The organism is Leclercia sp. LSNIH1 (assembly GCF_002902985.1).
Classification (GTDB): Bacteria; Pseudomonadota; Gammaproteobacteria; order Enterobacterales; family Enterobacteriaceae; genus Enterobacter.
Map to the genome: position 1 here is coordinate 298,663 of NZ_CP026171.1, position 19,091 is coordinate 317,753.

Annotated in this window: 22 protein-coding genes; all 22 read right to left on the bottom strand. The window is 42.2% G+C overall.

Annotated elements, in window-relative coordinates; all coding sequences use genetic code 11:
* Positions 1-7: 7 nt before the first annotated feature.
* Positions 8-967, bottom strand: coding sequence for a DNA replication terminus site-binding protein (locus C2U54_RS26910; protein ID WP_022652180.1), 960 nt, complete (start codon positions 965-967; stop codon positions 8-10).
* Positions 957-1,565, bottom strand: a complete 609-nt coding sequence (locus tag C2U54_RS27925; RefSeq protein WP_015063147.1) for a hypothetical protein — start codon at positions 1,563-1,565, stop codon at positions 957-959. The genes C2U54_RS26910 and C2U54_RS27925 overlap by 11 nt, the downstream gene beginning before the upstream one ends.
* Complete coding sequence (locus C2U54_RS26925) at positions 1,558-2,004, bottom strand: hypothetical protein (RefSeq protein WP_015063146.1); 447 nt, start codon at positions 2,002-2,004, stop codon at positions 1,558-1,560. Before C2U54_RS26925 ends, C2U54_RS27925 begins: the two co-directional genes overlap by 8 nt.
* A 16-nt stretch (positions 2,005-2,020) precedes the next feature.
* On the bottom strand, positions 2,021-2,557 hold the full coding sequence (locus tag C2U54_RS26930; protein ID WP_015063145.1) for a hypothetical protein: 537 nt from the start codon (positions 2,555-2,557) through the stop codon (positions 2,021-2,023).
* 73 nt (positions 2,558-2,630) lie between these two features.
* The gene (locus tag C2U54_RS26935; RefSeq protein WP_015063144.1) at positions 2,631-2,888 is read right to left on the bottom strand and encodes a hypothetical protein; all 258 of its coding nucleotides are present in this window, start codon (positions 2,886-2,888) and stop codon (positions 2,631-2,633) included.
* A gap of 7 nt (positions 2,889-2,895) precedes the next feature.
* A complete protein-coding gene (locus C2U54_RS26940) occupies positions 2,896-3,486 on the bottom strand; it encodes a hypothetical protein (RefSeq protein ID WP_022652179.1) in 591 nt (196 codons plus the stop codon).
* 55 nt (positions 3,487-3,541) lie between these two features.
* Positions 3,542-3,811: a hypothetical protein gene (locus C2U54_RS26945; RefSeq protein WP_015063142.1), complete on the bottom strand. Its 270-nt coding sequence runs from the start codon at positions 3,809-3,811 to the stop codon at positions 3,542-3,544.
* 408 nt (positions 3,812-4,219) lie between these two features.
* Positions 4,220-5,176, bottom strand: a complete 957-nt coding sequence (locus C2U54_RS26950) for a hypothetical protein (protein ID WP_022652178.1) — start codon at positions 5,174-5,176, stop codon at positions 4,220-4,222.
* Between the two features lie 176 nt (positions 5,177-5,352).
* The gene (locus tag C2U54_RS26955; RefSeq protein WP_022652177.1) at positions 5,353-6,288 is read right to left on the bottom strand and encodes a hypothetical protein; all 936 of its coding nucleotides are present in this window, start codon (positions 6,286-6,288) and stop codon (positions 5,353-5,355) included.
* A gap of 73 nt (positions 6,289-6,361) precedes the next feature.
* The gene (locus C2U54_RS26960; protein WP_022652176.1) at positions 6,362-7,282 is read right to left on the bottom strand and encodes a hypothetical protein; all 921 of its coding nucleotides are present in this window, start codon (positions 7,280-7,282) and stop codon (positions 6,362-6,364) included.
* Positions 7,283-7,359: 77 nt separating this feature from the next.
* Entirely contained in the window at positions 7,360-8,295 is a 936-nt protein-coding gene (locus C2U54_RS26965) for a hypothetical protein (RefSeq protein WP_015063138.1), read from the bottom strand.
* A 67-nt stretch (positions 8,296-8,362) separates the two neighbouring features.
* Positions 8,363-9,241, bottom strand: a complete 879-nt coding sequence (locus C2U54_RS26970; protein WP_015063137.1) for a hypothetical protein — start codon at positions 9,239-9,241, stop codon at positions 8,363-8,365.
* Between the two features lie 77 nt (positions 9,242-9,318).
* Positions 9,319-9,843, bottom strand: coding sequence for a hypothetical protein (locus C2U54_RS26975; protein WP_022652175.1), 525 nt, complete (start codon positions 9,841-9,843; stop codon positions 9,319-9,321).
* 273 nt (positions 9,844-10,116) lie between these two features.
* On the bottom strand, positions 10,117-11,349 hold the full coding sequence (locus C2U54_RS26980; RefSeq protein ID WP_032610499.1) for a DUF7146 domain-containing protein: 1,233 nt from the start codon (positions 11,347-11,349) through the stop codon (positions 10,117-10,119).
* Positions 11,350-11,463: 114 nt separating this feature from the next.
* Positions 11,464-11,685, bottom strand: coding sequence for a hypothetical protein (locus C2U54_RS26985; RefSeq protein ID WP_015063134.1), 222 nt, complete (start codon positions 11,683-11,685; stop codon positions 11,464-11,466).
* Positions 11,686-11,755: 70 nt separating this feature from the next.
* The gene (locus tag C2U54_RS26990; RefSeq protein ID WP_022652174.1) at positions 11,756-13,768 is read right to left on the bottom strand and encodes a vWA domain-containing protein; all 2,013 of its coding nucleotides are present in this window, start codon (positions 13,766-13,768) and stop codon (positions 11,756-11,758) included.
* Positions 13,769-13,845: 77 nt separating this feature from the next.
* Positions 13,846-14,973 carry a DUF3150 domain-containing protein gene (locus C2U54_RS26995; RefSeq protein WP_015063132.1) on the bottom strand — a complete coding sequence of 376 codons (1,128 nt, stop codon included), beginning with the start codon at positions 14,971-14,973 and terminating at the stop codon, positions 13,846-13,848.
* 71 nt (positions 14,974-15,044) lie between these two features.
* Positions 15,045-15,314: a hypothetical protein gene (locus tag C2U54_RS27000; RefSeq protein ID WP_032610391.1), complete on the bottom strand. Its 270-nt coding sequence runs from the start codon at positions 15,312-15,314 to the stop codon at positions 15,045-15,047.
* 38 nt (positions 15,315-15,352) lie between these two features.
* Entirely contained in the window at positions 15,353-16,405 is a 1,053-nt protein-coding gene (locus C2U54_RS27005; RefSeq protein ID WP_022652173.1) for an ATP-binding protein, read from the bottom strand.
* A gap of 59 nt (positions 16,406-16,464) precedes the next feature.
* The gene (locus C2U54_RS27010) at positions 16,465-17,451 is read right to left on the bottom strand and encodes a hypothetical protein (RefSeq protein ID WP_022652172.1); all 987 of its coding nucleotides are present in this window, start codon (positions 17,449-17,451) and stop codon (positions 16,465-16,467) included.
* A gap of 60 nt (positions 17,452-17,511) precedes the next feature.
* A complete protein-coding gene (locus tag C2U54_RS27015; protein ID WP_022652171.1) occupies positions 17,512-17,889 on the bottom strand; it encodes a hypothetical protein in 378 nt (125 codons plus the stop codon).
* A gap of 58 nt (positions 17,890-17,947) precedes the next feature.
* Positions 17,948-18,823, bottom strand: coding sequence for a hypothetical protein (locus C2U54_RS27020; protein WP_015063128.1), 876 nt, complete (start codon positions 18,821-18,823; stop codon positions 17,948-17,950).
* Between the last annotated feature and the right edge of the window lie 268 nt (positions 18,824-19,091).

Below are 19,091 nucleotides of genomic sequence, written 5' to 3' on the forward strand. Positions count from 1 at the left end.
TTTCTCCTCAGACCTTACTCATAATGAAAATGCCAAGATCCGCACCGGGTACAAGCTCCGTGTAGCTATGGTTGATCCTTCGTGCATTTGACGGTGCGTCATCCGACGCAGGCACCCAGTTCTGAAGACCTTTAAATGCTGGCTTTTGTCCAACAGCGAAAATGGGCAGTGAGGCTTTCACCACCTTGTAATCCGTCTCGGCGTATTTGCTACTTCCACGCTCCGTGCCTTCAGGACGGTATGAGAACAGATGCGCGATCGGAACCGGGAAGGTATTGGTCCGACAAAGACGTAACGCATCCCCGTCTTGTAGGACCTTTCTTTCAAGTAATGCCTTCGCCCTATCGATGTTCGCAACCACTGTCAGGTCAGTGGTCGCTGGCGATTTGACCGCTGCCGTACGACGCTTATCCAGCATCGCGATGAGCTCACTGGCGTTGGTTTTTACCTGGTTCCGGTTTAGTCGCCAGCAAAAAGTAACTTTTTTAAGCCGTGCCTCCACAAACATAATTTTGCGAGTAGACGCCACTGTCACAAGGCCGGGAAGTTTACGGTGAACTTCCTCAAAGCGGATGTGTTTCTGATCATTTACCCTTTTCATAGCTGAGGCAAAGTCAGTTTTGGCGTCGTTGATATCGCGAATAATTCTGCTCAGCAGTTCGGCACCCTCAGGAACAATAATCAGCCCCGGATATTTGGTCGTTACTTTCGTTGAATTCCTGCTGAGTACATCGATGTCATCGATACAAAAATCCTGAAATACACGGATAATGTCATCTACAGAGGCATCAGAAATAGTACTCACCTCAATTGGGGTAACCTCTTTCAGCCGCTCTTCGTGGCGCGTGACGGCCCCCACAGTCATCAGTTCCGCCATCACCGGCTGATGGTTATTCAGAAAGGCTCTGAGCTGTTCAATTCGCTCCAGAATCCGATCACGGTAGAAAGGTAAATTTTCACTGGACATTCATCACTCCGGTTTCAATAAAACAGCGCAACACCGTTACATCCTCAACCACTTCTGAAGATGCGATACGCAGCCGGTAGCTGTACTTTTCCAACACCTTCCGCAGTTCATCGGAATTGCCTGTTGTATAAAGGGGCAGAGGTTCAGCCTGCTGGCCGTCATGCCTGAAACAACGATTAAGGTCGGACAAAAGGCCAAAACTGACAGGCCTGTGTTGCAGATTGATACGCTGCCAGTCCAGCGGTACACCGAACTTCACCCACCAGCCCAGTCCAATAAGTTCATTTCGTATACTCTGCACATTACCCAAATCCGATACTGTAACATCCGGGATAACGCCATTACCTTCCACCAGCAAATGCATCACGCTCTTAAAATCAGGCTGACGACACTTTCTGGCTTGCTTCAGAATGGTTCGGATCGAACGCAAACACTGACGAGAATGCAAATTACGACGTTCAGCCGAACTAAGCCATCTGTTGATGAGTTCATTCGAATACGCCACCGGGCATTCCCCGAGGCCTGACCTTCCGTTTTCACGGACATACAACAGACAGGAGGTAGCTGCACTCACTACAGCGTCATATTTTTCATTCATGTTTACCCCCGTTAATATCAGAAATCTGGTTATCCGGAGTCAGGAACAAAGGCTGATAATGCAAGCGCCACGGATAATGTACCGTTAGGCCATCCGTGCCAATACGGTTCAGCCTGTAGCGGCCGTTCATTCGATCAACAGACCAAATGCCGGGAACTACAGGACGGCTCCACCGACAAACCGGTAAACCTCCGAGCTGAAGGGTATTCACCAGCCCTTTATCAATCTCGGTCACGCGTACCTTCAACAAGAAGCATAACCAGGGAGAGCACCAGATAAACAGCCAGACGGGCGCTAGGACAAACTTGTTTAGCAAATGCCCTGTCATCAACATCGCAGATAACAGCATAAAACTGATGATCAACCAAAAAACCATCCATCCTAACCAGGCTCGTGTCTCACAAAGTTTCCATTCCAACAGGTAAAGTCGCTTTTTCATCCAGAGCCCCCGGAACTCAGTGAATGACTGAGGTGTGCTGCATCAAAATAGGTGTGCGTGGCAAGATCTCGTTTCGCCACAGCTCTTGCGCTGACGTCCATCCATGGAGAATTCCGTTGCCACAGTGTGAATTGAACGCCATTACCTCATCATTTAGCTGATAGACAAGCCTGTCTGGCATCTCAAGGTACTCAGGCAGAGAAAGCAGTACGCCGTGGATCATTTCGCCAGTCAGCCTGGATAACGTCTCTTCTTCGTCGAGATTTACTGTTGGCATTGCAGATAGTGGGATAGAGAAACAGCAGAGATCCATACCCACAGCGTCATAACCAACATCAAAACCATCATCATTAAGCACAAATCGAAAGATAGCCTCAGGTGCCTGACCCAACTCGGGCATCGGTGCTTCAGGCACCTCTGTGCCGGTAAAATATTTTTCGGTCCAGTTGCTAAAGGGACTGGTAAACATCCAACAGAGCAGCGACAACGCAATGTCCGTTTTGAGTACTCGTTTCGTGCCAGACGCTCCAAAAGGATGAAGATTGCTTTTCATGATTTACCTGTAGATTGCTTTATTTACAGCTATTTAAACACATTCCGGATTTTCCCCAATAGGTTGCAAAACGCTAAAATTCGCAGATGCTGGTCCCCTTCTGTTTTAGTCGATGCTCAAGATAGATGCTGGCCAGATCGAGAGGATGATTTTCTTCGAGGCATGCCCGAACGAGATCTTCAGTTGATACAGATTCCAGTCCCCGGGTTTCAAGAATTTCTTTCGCCGTCGTCAGCGCCCGGGAGGCACTTCGACTTAACTGAATTTTCACCTGAGAACTGCTTTCACACAGGGTGTCAGCTGGTACGGTCTGTGAATCGGTATTGTACATAGGGGTATCACTCCATATCAGGGATCGAATGAAAATTGACTGCAAGAGACGTCTCTGGTTCACCGTTTTCCACAGTGCTTAGCCAGGTTCGGGCAGGAAGTTGTTGCTCACAGAGAAGCAGGTAACCTTCGCCCATAAGATGCTTTTGTCCCAATGCATGCAGTAGATCCCCTGAATATGGACCCAGAGCAGTTTGGGTATAAAACAACGCGCCTGCGGGTATTTTTTTAGACAACATGCTCATTAATACGATCTTCTCGTCCTCATTTTCGGGTAAAACGAGGATTATCCTGAACCCCTTGTTAACGTGTGATTGCAGACCTGCAACCAGCGACCGAAACCTGAGCGCATAAATGACCATCCTGAATCGGGTCATTAACAGTGTTGTAGCAGCAAAAATAACGACGACTGAGCCGAATTTTGACCGGTAAAACCACCAGTTCAGGCCACCGGCCACAATCAAAACAACCAGAAGCACAATGCTTCCGTAAAAAAATGCAGCCGGGAAACGGGTTCTTTTTCCTTCGAGGAGCGCCGACGCCATTATTACGCCCGTGATGCAGTACACAACCCAGTCATAGAACGATTCAGTCATCATTAGGTGCTTGTGTCTCGTATTGTTATAAAATCGGACGCCTGCCTTTATAAAGCCCTCAGCAATCGTGTCCCATACAGCCATAGACTTCGCTAAAATTGTCGCAACTGTCTGTTGTCACAAAGAGTTCCCCACGGCCTAAACGACGCTGTAGATCGGCCTTTACTTCAGCTGCCGGTTTGAGAAAAAGATACTCCAGCTGTGAGTCACTTCCCGAAGAAAGCAGCAACTCAATACTGAAATCAACATGCCGATAAGAGAACTGGCTTTGGTCGTGGGAAAAGACCGAGTTCACAGGGATATTGCTCAGACTTATGGTGGCAGGCATAGTCACTCCTTTGTTTTAAACAGTATACAAATCTCTATCGTTCCATTTTTCGGATAAGAGACCTATTTTCGCGAAACTAAAACAAAGTAAGTAAATTTTATTTATGCAGTCTCCAGCATGTAGACTGATTGCGGCCGGAAACGGAAACACGTGTCAAAAAATTGAAACTAACCGGAGCAGGAAAGGAAGCAGCAGAAAGAGTGTCATTTTGGATTGGAGTTGATGCGGAAGGTAACGGATGGTTTATGAAGAGCTGTGACCGGAGAGCAATGCAGTTAATCATATCGGTCAATGAGTACGTTGAAATATAGCGGATTAAAGAACAGATTTGAGGAATAAAAAAAGGCACGGATAACCGTGCCTTCTTGGGAGTATAAAAAACTGAAGATATAAAACTATCTTCAGCACTCATGCCGCAACGGAGACTTTAACCTCTGTAGCGGGGATGAGTTTACGTAATGTGGAGAATACTTCATAAATTAGATCCTGACGGTCATGGATTTTAACCCGGCCACCAGTCAATTCAGATACATTCACCCCTTGGTAAAGTTCATTAACGACTTCACCATCTTGATCAAGGACTCGAACATGAGCAACCATATGAAAGTAAGATTTTGCAGCATAACTTTCATAAATATCAATAATCGATTCATTATTACGACGTAAAACTACTTTGCCGGACGGCAGCGTTGTTTCATCCATATAACAATCGGTTAATTGATCGTCGAAATCGTCCTCTTGAAGTGAAATATGCAGACTCAGTTCGTCGGTAATTCGACGTGAATATGAATACTCACTAAATGTATAAGCGGCCATGCTTATATCACTGAAAGTGCGATAAGCATCATGAAGACCGGATGTTATTTCATCTGATACATAGTTGATAAGCCCAATAAAATGCGTATTCCAGAATTGTTCCAGTGCAAAACGGGCGATTAAAACCTGTCCATCAACTTCCATCAGTTTTTTGTATTCTTCACGATCATAGCCACCAGGTTGTGTGCTATCCGCAGAAAGACTTAGGATATCACAACAGACATCATCGTATTCAAAGCGGCTAGTCGCGTAGTGTTTACCAGAGATATCCAGATACTGACCGGAAACTTGGTCGAAGACCTCAAGGAAGTAAACCAGGCGCTTCTTGAGGGTATTAGCATCCAGTCCATCCAGTTGAGTAGCATTAAGCGTTTCCGCATAATGGTCCACAGACTGTCTTAATTCACTGGCTGATATACTGCAAGAAAAAGAAACCTCGTCGCCCTGGCAGTGAGAGACATTGATATGAATCTCTGTCTCATCAAAATCAATGCCAATGTCTGCCAGTACTGCACGAACGTAGTTTTGATTATCAGTATAATTAGTCATTTTCACTTCCTCAGGAAAATTGAAAGGAAGTGCCCCATAGGGGAGCAACTTCCCCAGTGGGTGGATAAAAATATGTTTTTCTAAATCATTCTATCCTGCCAGTTAAACAGGAAAGTGAACGCAATCATTTAGTCGAACAAAGTTACTTTTTACGATGAGGTGAGAATGAGGACCGGTTAAACACCGTCCCGAAACTCTTCAATCGCTTCATGGATCAACGCTGCTCTGTCACAGATTTGTACTCGGCCACAAGGTCCCACAGAAGAGAAGGTTCCGTGCGAGGATTCACACTTAACACTCCCATCACTGCCAGTGAAACGAACGTTCATCATAACCGGCACATCGTGTCCGGAACTTACGCAGGTATAAAGACGAATGAGTTTTTCATCATCGCAATACGCCCCCGTCGTGCCTTCAGACTCATTGAAACCAATGTAAAGATCAGGCATGCAAGCCGGGTATTCATCAGTGTTCAGCTCAAGATGCAACATCAGTTCATGATTTACACGACGGTGATATTGATATTGACCTAAACTATGAAATGAATTTTTAACAGACTTGATAACCTGAAGAGAATTAAATAGACACTCTGTTATTTTTTTCTCAAACTCATAGATAAAGTCGCCAAAATCAGAATGGAAAAATTGCTTCAGTGCATACCGGGCAATAAGAACTTTCCCGTCAACACTCATTCTATTCTGATAAATTTCCTTTCTGAGACCTTTCTGAAATTCATCATATTCAGGCAACGATTCTGAGGCCGCCAATATTGATGTTGCTATATCGAAAAATTTCATAGTGCTATGCGCATTATGATAACCACGAATTGTTATTTTCTGAAACCCAGACTTTTCATATACTTTAAAAAGGTATTTGATTTTATTCCGGAGAACTTCGGTTTCAGAATACGGCGCTTTATGTTTTATCAACTCTTCGATATATGAATCAAGATAGAATAACAAATCATCAGTCGCCACTTCTGCTTTGAATGAGAGTTGTTCAAAGAAATTAGACTTATCAAACAGTTTAATATCCTGTTGAATTACTGTCAGACCAAGTTGTTTTTTAAGCATGGCGCTAACAAAATTTATATCATCGTTTTCATTAAACATATCTACTTCCTCTTGAAAGAATAAAGGAAGCATCCCCTAAAGGGATTGAGCTTCCCTTAGGGTTATTTATTAATTACATGTAAAGCAGATCATCCGAATGCTCTGGAGCATACGAATTGATTTGCTTAAGCGAGTTATTTATAGCCTTTCTGTACAGCGATGAAGAATGCGATTGAACCATTTTGTACTCAGTGACGAGAAGAGGTGAAGTAAAGCAACCTAGATTCGCGTCGAGAGTTAAAGGGCCATCGTTGCAAGATTCAATAACAGCGTAAATGCGCCGCTTCATCACCCTACCCGACAGGTAACGATTAACATGGTTCAGGAACTTGTCAGCCCCAGAAATACTACTCACATCCCAGTTGGCAGAAATTATCTGGTCTGCAACTGAAACGGGTACCGGTTCAACTACTATCTGAGTATTGATTTGATGGTCAACACTGAAGAACCTGGTTAACACTTGTGGAACTGAACTTTCCGCAACCTTTTCTGTAACTGCGAAAATAAGCGGAAGAACCTGAGATAAGCGTGACCGTAACTGGCCATGAAGATGGCTGATGAAATTGTGACCGTTTTCAACCATACCAAGGATTAAATCCTTGTCTGCATTGCTGGAACGATAATAGACATAGTCCAGTTTTTCACGGTTCACACCTTCATTCAGCCAGTCTGGCTCAACATCAACAAGACGCAGGTGAGCTGCTGACACTGAAACCTCAAACTGCAAGGTTTCAAGAGTGACCGGCCCAGCCTTCAACAACGCAGCTCCTGAGCAATATTGTGCAACAGGATGGTTATCCACGTCAGGGCCCCATAAAGGCTCCCAGTCGCGCAGATAACGCATTAAATGCGGTTTTAAAGTCCGGACTGGAATATCAACCTTCACAACAAGACTCTGAATGACTCCGGTTTCCAGATTGACACTTTGGATCGCAGCACCTTCAAAACCCATCTTCACCAGCATCGCTTCAATTAATTTATAAATAGCTTTCATTTTATTGCCCTCGGTTAAGAGGGAATTCTCCCCAAGGGAAGAGTTCCCTCAGGGATTAGATAAGTTGAAAATAAGTTTTAATACCCGTAACGAATAGCGTGTTGTCTTTCTTGAAGGTAGGCTTCGTATTCATCTTTTCCGGATGCGAAGCACTCTTTAACAAAGACACCGCAAAACATTTTAAGATCATCTCTGGCATGCATTTCTTTATCTGACATGACTTTAGCATAATCAGACGTGTCGATATCCGCTAAGCGCCAACCGTACTTCATGTAAACACGATTACTGTGGGCAAAGCCTTTAAGATAGCGGCGTGCATTTTTGATGATCTGACGACTACCAGACATGTCGGATGACAAAAAGTCAGGTGCGATCATCGTTTCCAGAATATCAACTGGCAACCCCTTACAAAATATTTGAACATTATAACTATTGTAACAGTCATGATATTTAAAGTCCTTTATAAGACGGTCAGGTTGGTCAGTTGTTATCTTATTTAAAACATCAAGTGCTAAACGAATACCTTCCTTCATAGTTTCATGTAATTCTACATTCACAAATGAAAAGAAGGGACTCAGTCCTTCTTTGTACGTGAGATAGTCTTCACCAAAACGTCCATGTCGAGTTAAATGCAGCAATCGTTGCTTGTTATATTCACTATCAGTCACGTCGTAACTACCACCGCGCTGTAGAGTGAATCCTTCCTTGACAGTAACCGGGAATCTAATATGGTCAATAAAGAAAGACCGATTCTGCTTATTTTTCACTACATCTAACTGACGTTTAACACAATCCGTAATGTTCTGGTCTTCGAACCCAGGGAACGGGATATCTAAAAATATTGAACTGTATGCGTTAGCATACGAATGAAGAAAATCAAATGAAACATCGGCGTCACAGCGTATACCAGTAAATTTACCGTCACAACCAGTTAAGCAGATAACATTGCTGACCTTCACAGCGTGATTGCGTGACATCAGAAATGCATTAATGATTTTCTCGATAATTTTCATGTAATCCTCTCGTTATAAAAAGGGATTACGCCCATCAGGGGAGTAATCCCCAGATGGGTAGTGTTAATCAGAAATCAGAAAGACCTAAATCTTTATTTCGCCCTGATATCGTGGAAGATATAAGACGATTTACTCGTTTCTGTATACTGTATTCAGACGTCTCACTTATAAAAAGTGGTAATGACTTACCAAGAGACTGTCCATTTCGATAATAGTGACAGACTATATAACCATGTCTCCACCCTGTACTGATATAAGACTTAACACATTTGATAAAACCCGAAGCTGCCGCTTCTGTTCGTAAAGAGGTAAATGATTTCAGATACCGGTCCATTGAACATAGTGCAATAGCTTTAAGAGTTACCTCCAGCATTTCATTCCCGTACTTCACTCTCTTAATTAACTGATCTTCATTACGGTGCAAGAATGCATTCCGCAGTCCGGCAATCAGTATTAAAACTTCTCTGAGTAAAGTACAGAGTCTATTACGCACATATCTCATGAAGTCATCAAAATATAAAAGCCAGAAACAAGCAGCCTGGCTAATCAAGAGATCATGGGAACAAGCTAGCATCTTAGCCAGCTCGATATCTTCGGAACGAAGAGAAAAGTTACTTTCCTCAAACCGTTGTTGCTTTGAATTACACGTATAGAGTTCTATCCATACAGAGATAAATTCAAGCGATTCCATGTCTTCGCAGAGCAATTCAGCACTGCTGATACACTGCTGAAGTTCAAGGCCGATATCATACGATACCGGACAATCTTTCAGAGTCTCGACATAGTCAGGGACGAACCGCGATAAATGCGTTGTTTTCAGGTACAGGCTGAGATGCACTTGTGTCAAAGGATTTACAAGAGACTGTACAGGCATCTCAGTAATGGAAACCGGTACAACACCATCCTTTATCAGAACTGCATTGACAAGATCTGTAGCTAATTTCATAAGGCCTCCAGGTTAAATGCTGAGGGCCCCCCCGATGGGATTGGCCATCAGGGATGTAGTTAAAATATGTGATATGTTTATGCGCAAAGAGCTATGACATTGTCGATATAACTGACAAGAGATGGTCGCTCATCCTTTACTGCAAAATGACGAAGTCCATCCAGATTATATGCCGGTAGAAAATCGGCATAACCACGGGTACGAAGATCATCAACCACAAGTTTTAAATAATCAAATCTTCCAAGAGAACCTCTCAATGGGGGCCTTCCCGGTTTGGACAAAACTTCTAAAGCTTGTTGCCACGTGATATCTTCCGCTTTTCCTGTAGCAAGATTAAAATGCACATAAATGAATGCTTTATAATCTCCACGACAGGTAAGATAGTAATTCGGAAAAAAATATTTATCACAGCGTAACAAACATGTACCTGAAGGGCGAATTACATACAACAGGTTTTTGTCCTTATCTATTATGCTGTGTTTTAAAATCGTAAGGTCAACTTCACTATCATGAAGATAATAGCATGATGATGGTTGCTCAACGATACGAGATGAAATCACAGCAGCAAACTTATTAAATAAGTCTTGATTTTCAGTTTTCATAACAATGCTCTCTTATATTAAACGATGAGCATCACCCTAACGGTAATACTCCCGTCAGGGGTTTTGAGTTATATGGATATACCACGTCATACAACCGACCGTAGCCAGATGTACCGCACATTTATTTAACTGAGCAAGCATCTCAGCCGTAAAAAAAACCTGAATAACAGGTGATTTTCACGAAGGAAATCTAATTATCTGTTTAGTATTTATGAAATTAAACACTAAAGAGATAACCCCCCCCGACCTAAAAAGGCGGGGGAGTTATCGGGTTTAAAGCTGAGCAAGACATTCAGGAGCCCATTTTACTGGGAAGCCATCAGGTCCTGTTAATTTCAATACTTCGTTCCAGTCGATTCCTTTCGTCCCTTCAGGAATATCGAAATCTGGTTCAAAGACTTTAATTGTCAGCTCTGAAGTGGGATATCGCTTTGCAAAAAACTCTTCCATTCGGGCCTGAAGTCGTATTGCTGACTCCATACCCGGGCAAGCGCCTCTTGAATTCACAACATCCTTATCCGCCCAGACGTAAAACTGTATTTCTTTCACATCCGGAGGAGGCAGTAGACTATCCGGCACTTCAACGTTTTCAAGACACCAGGCAGAGCTCGCAGCCCAACACGGTGTTGAAGTCGCTTCAGTTACTGACAGCGCGTTTTCTATGCCTTCAGCCACACCTAACGTCCAGGTACGGGTACCTGAGTTGTAGTGTGGGTCGTACAGCTGAATTGAGCCGCCGGTCATATCGGCAGGCGGTTTCATCATCAGTTTCGGATTCTCTACCCGAGCCTTATCACCATTTTTCTCTACGAACGTTCTATGGATTGTCAGAGGACGTCCCCGTGTATCACGATAAATTGCGATCATTCCCGGGTAAGTTGACGGTTTCTCTAGTGACTTATCCATATAGTAAAGTCGGTTGTTCAGACCAAGATCCTTAGGCAGATTACTCAGAATTCGTTTAAGACCACGATTTCGGAGATACATGCCCACAGGACTCCCTGGCTTGATTTCACCTGTATAGTGATATAACACTTCAAGTTTACGCAGCCGTTTTTCAACTTCATCGCTATCAAGCGTTTCGGTTGCACGAACTGTTGATTTATAACGCCGTTCACTTTCGAGATCCGCATCAGTTAACGGAGCGTACAGATCCATACCAAAGAAATCAGTCAAGATCTTCTTACAAGTCTGGGTTTTGCTCAACTTGTAATACTCTGCCAGCACATCAATACCGTCACAAAATGCATTCACAGGGAAATCATTGTGAATAGCACAACCGGTATAGAGGTCTTTTTTTCGGAAACGGAACTTTGATTTCCCGTCCCCGGTGAAGGGGCAAGGAACCTGGCTAGGTGCTTTATCACAAGCATCTTTAAATGCCGGTATTCTATCGAATACATAGCGCCAGCCAGAGGCTTCCGCAACACGAGCGTGAACCATTTTAATAAAGTGCTCAGATACTTCATGTGGTGTACGCTTAACAGCCGGTGATGCATAAGTCATTTTGTTCTCTCTTATCTGGCATTGTGGGTTTCTCAATGCCCTCTGCGATGCAGAAAACAGGGAGAAACCCACAACGCAGAATCTAAGAATAAGGGCCATAATGGCCCTTAACAATTACGCTTCAGACTTGAAGCCATTATTTTCAAGACGCTGGATAAAACCATCAACCATTGATGTTGCCATTTTTACATTACCCTCCGGTATAGATACATCCCGGAGAATTACTTCTTTTGGCAATTCACTTTTGACAACTTCACCCATGCGACCAAAAATACGGACACGATGCATCATCCCGACTTTTTCATACTCGACACGGTAAGTCTTTATCTGAGTCATATATTGCTCCTTAATCCTTCAGGGAGCAAAACGACCCAACCGGGCGTCATTTTGCCCCGATTGGGTAGAGTTAATTAGATAGAATTTGATGTACTAATTTACTGACCACATTCGGCAGTAAAGAAATATCATCAACATTTACGAAGGTGCCCTCATCAAAACCAATTAACTCATCAGTTTTAATGCCTACACCAGCGATTTCAATACCGTTACTTTCAGCTACCGTAAGAACATCACTAATGGTGTAATCAGACTCTGTCGGATAACCATCAGTAATAAGGAAAACAATTTTCCTGTCAAACTGGCTTTCAAGTAACAATTCTACAGCAGCCATTAAGGCGGAACCCGTTGGGGTATTATTCCCTTTACAGCCGAGTGAAAATTTTGAAAGCGTCTCTTCCGCGTTTTCATCAAACGTTTTGATAACTTCAAAGTCTTTGTCGACAAACGGATAAATCACATTAGCAACGTGCATTTTTGAATTAGCTTCAATCGCCAAAGTTAATGCAAGGTCAGTCTTAATTGCGTGGATATAACGGTGATCCAGAATCATAGAACCTGAAATATCACGAACAATAACCAAGCCGACGTGGCCCCGGTTTTTAGATTCGCTTTGCGACCGGAATACATCCCTCACACCCATCGGAGACTGGATCAATCGATTAATGTCGAATGACAAGCCTCTATCACGGGTTTTAAATTGACCACGCATTTTTACCTGCTGTAAAACAGATAAGTCTGCCCCAAGAGTCTGACTGATATTTAATGCTTCATTGTAGACATTCAGATCAATAAGCAAATCTGGAAGATCCCACTCATTTGCACCAAATTCAGCTTTAACCTCATCCGACACACTGGCAGCAATTACGGAGATTTCATTTGCAAGAGCCTCATGAAAATCTTCACTTTCCTCATCGCTGTTAAGAAAATCATCCAGCAATTTGGCAAGGATACTCCACTGCTCAGGAGAAAAGTTACTTTCCCCATCGGAAGGATTTCCATTGGAACTGTCGATTTGGGAAGGAGTTCCGTCAGCATCATACGAGTCAGGGTTAGCCGATTCATCGGTTTCGGGCTCTCCATCAGGTTCACCGTTACCGCTCTCAGCACTTTCTTCATCCCCTTTAGATTGCTCTGACGGCTCATTATCTTCCATAGGTGCTTTACCATTACCAGCATCATCGTCTTGCTCTTCGGAATCTCCATCCCCTTCACCCTGGTTGTCACCATTGGTTTCGGAATCAGGTTCATTCTCAGAGCCAGATGAATTGTCTGTGTCGTTTTGCGGGTCTTTATTCTGATCCTCTTCTTGCTGTTTCTCTTTGGCTTCATCCCGTAAACGCTCTAAAAGAGCCAAGGTTTTACGCGCCAGAGAATCGCAATTTTGCGTACTTTTGCAACTTAGAGCCTGATGAATAATCTCATCAACTTCTAAAATTACAGGCTCAAGGATTTTCTTTGCATAATCGAAAAATGGATCAAGCGTTTCTTTATGCCCTTCTTGCTGGAGAACGTTAACCCGCAATGTATTAAGCAGGAACATTTCAATAAACTGAACAGGGTTTTGAGGGCTTGAAGAAACATCAACCGTCATTCGCCCAGCTTCAACCATCAAGGCATAACTTACCGCGAGGCGCTTTTTTGCCTCCTGATAGTTAATACCCGTTTTCTCTTCCATCTGGACATCATCAAAGAGATTAATAAGTCCATGTAGACGGTAAGCCCTGGCATATGCGATTTTCTTTTGTTTAAGGGTTTGAAATTCAGCGTTCAGCTTATCATCTATACTGATGAAGCCATCTGCATTAATCAGTTCCCCAACAAAAGCTTCACGGTATACTTCATGTTCTGTATAGCGACCGTGTCCAGCTTCATGACATATAAACCCTTCAATTAGCTTGACGAATTTCTCATCGCTATAATCACCATTAGGTAATACACAAACGTTCTTTTCGCTGTTGAAATAAGGTGTATGTACCTTATTGTCTATTACAACATTAAGACCACTTATACCGCTTATCACGCTGGCTATATTCGTCAGGCGTTGAATATGGCGGGGTGAAGATTTCAAATCAAATTTCATTTGAGTACCTTTAATTAATAAAGGGTACTCACCCAGATGGTGAAGTACCCATCTGGGGTTATTTTTACAAGACTAAATCACCAGCCGTTCAGTTCGAGTTCGCTGTTAAAAGCACTATTACTACCACTGGCCTGAAGGGAAACATCTTCTTCAGGGACAACAGCAGACAAAGGTGCAGTTACTGCGTTTTTCTCAACTTCTTCAAGCGGATCTTCTCTGAACACATTTGCTGAAGAAAAAACATCATCCTCAAAAGCATTCTGAGAGTTAGCCGTATTATCCTGTGAATCAATATTGAATGACCGGGTAATGGAATCCAGCCAATCTGTTACTTTCTGCTCACCAGAAATAATACGTTTCAGCATTGACGCATCACTCATGAAATAGAACCATTGCTTTAACACCGCAACATCACGGGGAGAAGAAATGGCGCCTTTGGGTAAATTATTCATGACGTGCTTGATAGCTTCTGCAAGAACAACCGCCTCTTTATGAATGAACATAAAGCTAATGATTTTATCTTGCATCTGTTTTAATCGGTCAATCGTGCTGGAACGCAAATTATCATTTTTACTGATTTTTGCATAAACCTTCATAGCTTCATCGGCCAAATCGATTATCAGTTGTTCCTGATAAAAGTCCTGTGTTTCATCCCCCTCCACACTAATCGGTGAAAACGGAATGAAATGCGCCAGATTAAACCGGAATGATTTAATAAAATCATCTTTCGTTAATTTCAACTGGTCGATTAAATCTGACATCAACGGACTGCGATCTTTCTCAGCCTGAATATGAGTGTCATAGTTATCAACCACATTCTGGATACCGGCTTGAAATTCACGTTCAATTTCTTGTGCCTCTTCCAGAAACTCCTCCATTCTTTCGACAGGCAAAATCCACATATTGCTATAGCGGATACACAACCGTGAACAGAGTGTTGAAATTCGACTAGTGATAGTGCTTTTGAAACTCAGTGCCTTTATGTCTATCCAGCGAACTTCACTTTTAGACACGCTCTTCTGGTCCGTTATATCATCGCCGCCATAGGACAGTTCGATTTTATCGGTACGCCGAGAGCCCTGACAACCACTGATTTCGATTTTTGTTATAACAGCACCTTCCAACAAATCAGGATGTGCTTTTACAAAGTTATCACAGATTTGCTTAGCGGAAACTTTATTAAGTTTAGAAGTATTGAAAGTCATAGGTTTTCTCCAGATTAAAAAAATGGGAAAACCTCCCTGTCGGGAAAGATTTCCCGATAGGGTTAAGATTATTACTTCTCAAGTGTTGTTAAAAGAATTCCAGGAAATTCACTCTCGACAGACGTCGATTGAATACTTCCTTGATACATGAATCCTTTTGATTCAAGGCCCTTAATCATGGCTTCCATATCTTTGTCACAATCTTGATAACAAATAAATGAATAGTCATTATTGTGCTGCTTAAGACCTATATATTGATTTCCTTCCTGTGCAATCGCGAAAGTTTCATCCCCGTCTGCACTCAAAAAACCGTAAAACGAAAGATGAGCAAAGTCTGTCACAAGGCATTCAGCCTTCTGATAACTCGTCCCATCTATAACTACTTTTTTGCAGTGTAATACTCCATTGTACGGTTCTTATCGTCACCGAGTTTTAAATCGATGGCTTCCAGCACCATACCACTGGCATGTGCAGGCAGAGCCGACGCAAAAGCAATTTTAAACGTATCCAGTAAGGACATGGTCTTTAACGTCATCGACGTTCCAACCCATGCCACAAGCTGACGAATATCCATTACACTGTCTTCAGTTCCTATGTTGTTTACTGCAACGGCTACCGAAACGAATTTTTCAATTACCAGCATAGGCAGGCTATTGTAGCGTTTAAGCAAAACGTTGGTTAATGCAACCTCTGAAGGCCTTTCCATCTCCACAATCAGGAAGCGTTTAATAAACGCTGCATCCTGCCGCTGTGATGAAACGAACTTACGAGATCCCCCACTCATGTTTGTGTTTGCTGTACCCATAAACCGCGTAAACTTATTGGCATTAACCACTTCGCCACCGTTGGCGGCTAGTGACCAGGGCTTACGCTCTATAGGCATATGCAGCTTCGCGGCGGTATCAGGGTCAATCTTGTCCACTTCATCCAGAAGAATGAGGTGGCCTTCCTGAAACGCCGTTACAAGCTCGCTGGGCACAAAACTGGTGTTTCCGTTAATGAGACTACGCTCACCTTCAAGTTCATCAGCACGAATATTACTGTTGATTTGCTTTATGGTTAGCGGCCAATTCAGCATATGGCTAATGTACATTGCCATTTCAGTCTTACCAGAACCAGACTCCCCTTTCAGGCATACACTTAAATCTATATCGTTACTTACGAGCAATTGTACTACTTGCTCAAGTATACGAGCATTCGGTATATAATCCTTATTCAGGTTTGCACGATGTGGAGATAAACGTTTAAATACTGGAACTATCATATCCTCGGACATTTCAGGAATACCAAACAAATCTTTGGCCTTAACCAGGTAATATTGTTCCTTATTCGCATATGCTTTTGTAGATATAACATTTGCGGGTAACAGATTACCAATATTTTCTTCCAGTAATGAATTTTCGGTTTCTAATATAGTTGCGGCGTTAGTCATTTTTAAAACTCCGGTAAAATGCAAACACCGCCCGCTGGCAGATGTTTGCCAGTGGCATATTAGTTGAAGGTCATCTTACACGCTGTAACCATCTGTTTTCTAATAGCATCAACGTTGTAACCAAGATGAGTCCCTACAATTTCGAATACTTCAGATTCAATCCATTCGAACTGGCGCTCAAATGTAGGGTTTACGATAACCCAACCTGATGTATCCCTTAATGTTAACTTGTTATTTACGACAAGTTTTTCAAACAAATTAATTGTTGATTTAAATGCTTTAGAATAGACATCCATTATATCCCGATCAGTCCATTTTACTGCCAGTTTATTTTCTGCCAATAAATAGTCACGGTCGAAAAAGATATCCCATCCCATATCTTCCTTACAATCATGCAAAATAATCTCTTTATCCTGATGATATTGAGATAATTTAACATTTTCACTTTCAAAACTGTGCGTGTATTCATACAAGCTTTTTTTAAGCTCTGACCTAAACTCAATAGCATCTATACCATGAGTGGCACATGTAAGCTCAAATGACTGCGACATATACCAACGTGTTTCTGCTTCAAGAAGCGGATTCACTTTGATATTTCCGAATTCATCAGTTGTATAGAGTGATTTTGTAAAGACAAGATATTTAACGTTTTCCAACGACTCTTCCATTGCGACGACGTATAACTGATATACATCTTCAGGAGCCCAGTCGATAACCAGACCACCTAATTCTGCATTGTATTCTTCTAAAGTGAAGAGATAATCAGTTTCAGAAGCAAAACTAATTCCATGCAGAATTTGATTGTTGAGTAATTTGGAACAATGACCTAGCAATGCAACATCATCCGACACATGAGGCACCAGTTCCGGGCCAGAATGTTTTTCTTCTGATTGCATGCTTTGCTTTTGGGCTATTGCATTATTTATATATTCAAGCGGAGACTCAACTATGGGTATTATTTCATTTTCCTCTTCTTCAAAATCGAATATAGAGAAAAAATCCATTTGTTTACCAATAAATGATGTCGAGCTAATTTTTTGTTTCATGGGGCCTCCAAAGGGAGATCTCCCATGAAGGGATTTCTCCCCTTTAGGGTGGTTTAAATGTCAGATCTGTCTAAAGCTACTTTGCCCAAAACCCTTGGGGGGTTTAGGTATGTGAGCTAACTTACTTGTTGCAACGACTCTCATGTAGTCAAGAGGGTGCTCTCTCCCTTCCAACGTGACAATATCCACAACAAGATAACCGGAGACCATTAACTCATCACCTTGATTTATACCAGTGAAACAGCCTGAATACATTTCTGGTGACACTTTGATTTGAATAGAAAATTCTCTCTCAGCGATTTCACCATTAATTTCAGTCTTCATTCTGTTTTTGAGCTTTATTAATAACCCAACGTTACCGTCAGTCATTTCTTTCTCCATTGCACTGATAACTATCCCGGACACTTTAACTTCATTAACATATTCAAGATGTGACATTTCTTCTCTCCTCATTTTAATCAAAGAGAAGCCCTGTCAGGGTTCCCCCTTAACAGGATTAAATAAATTTATTTACAATGAACATCAATGACATCATGCCAAGAACAGCAAAACAAAACGTCTGACCAAAAGGTCTTGGTTCTTTAGCTGTTTTAGCGCTATTGACTTGAGTCAAAAGTTCATCAATTGTTAACTGCCGTTTTTCTGCCTTCATTTTGTCATCTAAATATTGCGCTTCTCGTTTTGTGAGAAATTCAATTTTAGATTTGATAGCATGGTCCCAGCCTTTGGAATCGAAAACGCTCAATTCACTAAAGGTATGTAGCATGAGTTCATCAGGAAAACCTAATTCTTTCATTAAGGGACGGACGGCTGCATACAATGCATCTACAGTTTCATAATGTGCCTTTGTCACTTCATTAAAGCGATTACGCAATGCTAATTTATCGCGCTTCACAATAATTTCAGAAACCCAGGCAATCAACTGATCATTTTTTAACTCTCTGGATTTATCGAGTGAATAATCTAGGTCATCCACATCAAGGAATGTGTTCAACCCATACTTTTCAAACTCTTCATTTAAAAACTTATCCAGTTCAGCTAAAGTTTTAAACATGGGAATTGCAGGTGCTTCTTTGAGTAGCTTATAAGCCTTCTCAAAGTCAATTGGATTGACATGAATTTGCTGCATTTCTACATGATAATAAGTTGAAAAAGCTGAAAGCTTTTGGGCCAGCATAGAAACCGATTTTAAAGAGTTCAGTTCAATTATAGTTGGTCCGTCTTCATTCAAAATAACAATAAGGTCATTATCATGCCCTGAGTAAATAATCAGAGATTCCAATAACTTCTTGTTAACTGCCTTGTCCATATCCGGAATCAGATCGGCGAAGGCCAGAAGAAGGGCTTTACTGCGTGCTTTGCTTTTAGACATTTGGGGTCACCTATATATAGTAAGAAGGAAGGAATAATGGAATATTCCAACACAAAGGCAAAGCCTGTCATTCATCTCCCGTAAGCTATGAACCGCCTGATTTATACTTTCTGGCATTAGAAGTACGCAACGAAAATAGCTCAATCAAGAGCTAAATTAGTTACGATTTGGTAAATTCGGTTTGCCTTTTTACGGGCATAGGAAAGGCACCAGCGACAAAGGTGACATTTTGCCGGTGGTGCCTTGCAGCTTAAGTAAGCTGGCCGCT

Bases quoted from the DNA above. Each gene is read 5' to 3' on its own strand.
- C2U54_RS26910 (WP_022652180.1), bottom strand. From the start codon at position 967: ATGTCCAGTGAAAATTTACCTTTCTACCGTGATCGGATTCTGGAGCGA.
- C2U54_RS27925 (WP_015063147.1), bottom strand. From the start codon at position 1,565: ATGAATGAAAAATATGACGCTGTAGTGAGTGCAGCTACCTCCTGTCTG.
- C2U54_RS26925 (WP_015063146.1), bottom strand. From the start codon at position 2,004: ATGAAAAAGCGACTTTACCTGTTGGAATGGAAACTTTGTGAGACACGA.
- C2U54_RS26930 (WP_015063145.1), bottom strand. From the start codon at position 2,557: ATGAAAAGCAATCTTCATCCTTTTGGAGCGTCTGGCACGAAACGAGTA.
- C2U54_RS26935 (WP_015063144.1), bottom strand. From the start codon at position 2,888: ATGTACAATACCGATTCACAGACCGTACCAGCTGACACCCTGTGTGAA.
- C2U54_RS26940 (WP_022652179.1), bottom strand. From the start codon at position 3,486: ATGATGACTGAATCGTTCTATGACTGGGTTGTGTACTGCATCACGGGC.
- C2U54_RS26945 (WP_015063142.1), bottom strand. From the start codon at position 3,811: ATGCCTGCCACCATAAGTCTGAGCAATATCCCTGTGAACTCGGTCTTT.
- C2U54_RS26950 (WP_022652178.1), bottom strand. From the start codon at position 5,176: ATGACTAATTATACTGATAATCAAAACTACGTTCGTGCAGTACTGGCA.
- C2U54_RS26955 (WP_022652177.1), bottom strand. From the start codon at position 6,288: ATGTTTAATGAAAACGATGATATAAATTTTGTTAGCGCCATGCTTAAA.
- C2U54_RS26960 (WP_022652176.1), bottom strand. From the start codon at position 7,282: ATGAAAGCTATTTATAAATTAATTGAAGCGATGCTGGTGAAGATGGGT.
- C2U54_RS26965 (WP_015063138.1), bottom strand. From the start codon at position 8,295: ATGAAAATTATCGAGAAAATCATTAATGCATTTCTGATGTCACGCAAT.
- C2U54_RS26970 (WP_015063137.1), bottom strand. From the start codon at position 9,241: ATGAAATTAGCTACAGATCTTGTCAATGCAGTTCTGATAAAGGATGGT.
- C2U54_RS26975 (WP_022652175.1), bottom strand. From the start codon at position 9,843: ATGAAAACTGAAAATCAAGACTTATTTAATAAGTTTGCTGCTGTGATT.
- C2U54_RS26980 (WP_032610499.1), bottom strand. From the start codon at position 11,349: ATGACTTATGCATCACCGGCTGTTAAGCGTACACCACATGAAGTATCT.
- C2U54_RS26985 (WP_015063134.1), bottom strand. From the start codon at position 11,685: ATGACTCAGATAAAGACTTACCGTGTCGAGTATGAAAAAGTCGGGATG.
- C2U54_RS26990 (WP_022652174.1), bottom strand. From the start codon at position 13,768: ATGAAATTTGATTTGAAATCTTCACCCCGCCATATTCAACGCCTGACG.
- C2U54_RS26995 (WP_015063132.1), bottom strand. From the start codon at position 14,973: ATGACTTTCAATACTTCTAAACTTAATAAAGTTTCCGCTAAGCAAATC.
- C2U54_RS27005 (WP_022652173.1), bottom strand. From the start codon at position 16,405: ATGACTAACGCCGCAACTATATTAGAAACCGAAAATTCATTACTGGAA.
- C2U54_RS27010 (WP_022652172.1), bottom strand. From the start codon at position 17,451: ATGAAACAAAAAATTAGCTCGACATCATTTATTGGTAAACAAATGGAT.
- C2U54_RS27015 (WP_022652171.1), bottom strand. From the start codon at position 17,889: ATGTCACATCTTGAATATGTTAATGAAGTTAAAGTGTCCGGGATAGTT.
- C2U54_RS27020 (WP_015063128.1), bottom strand. From the start codon at position 18,823: ATGTCTAAAAGCAAAGCACGCAGTAAAGCCCTTCTTCTGGCCTTCGCC.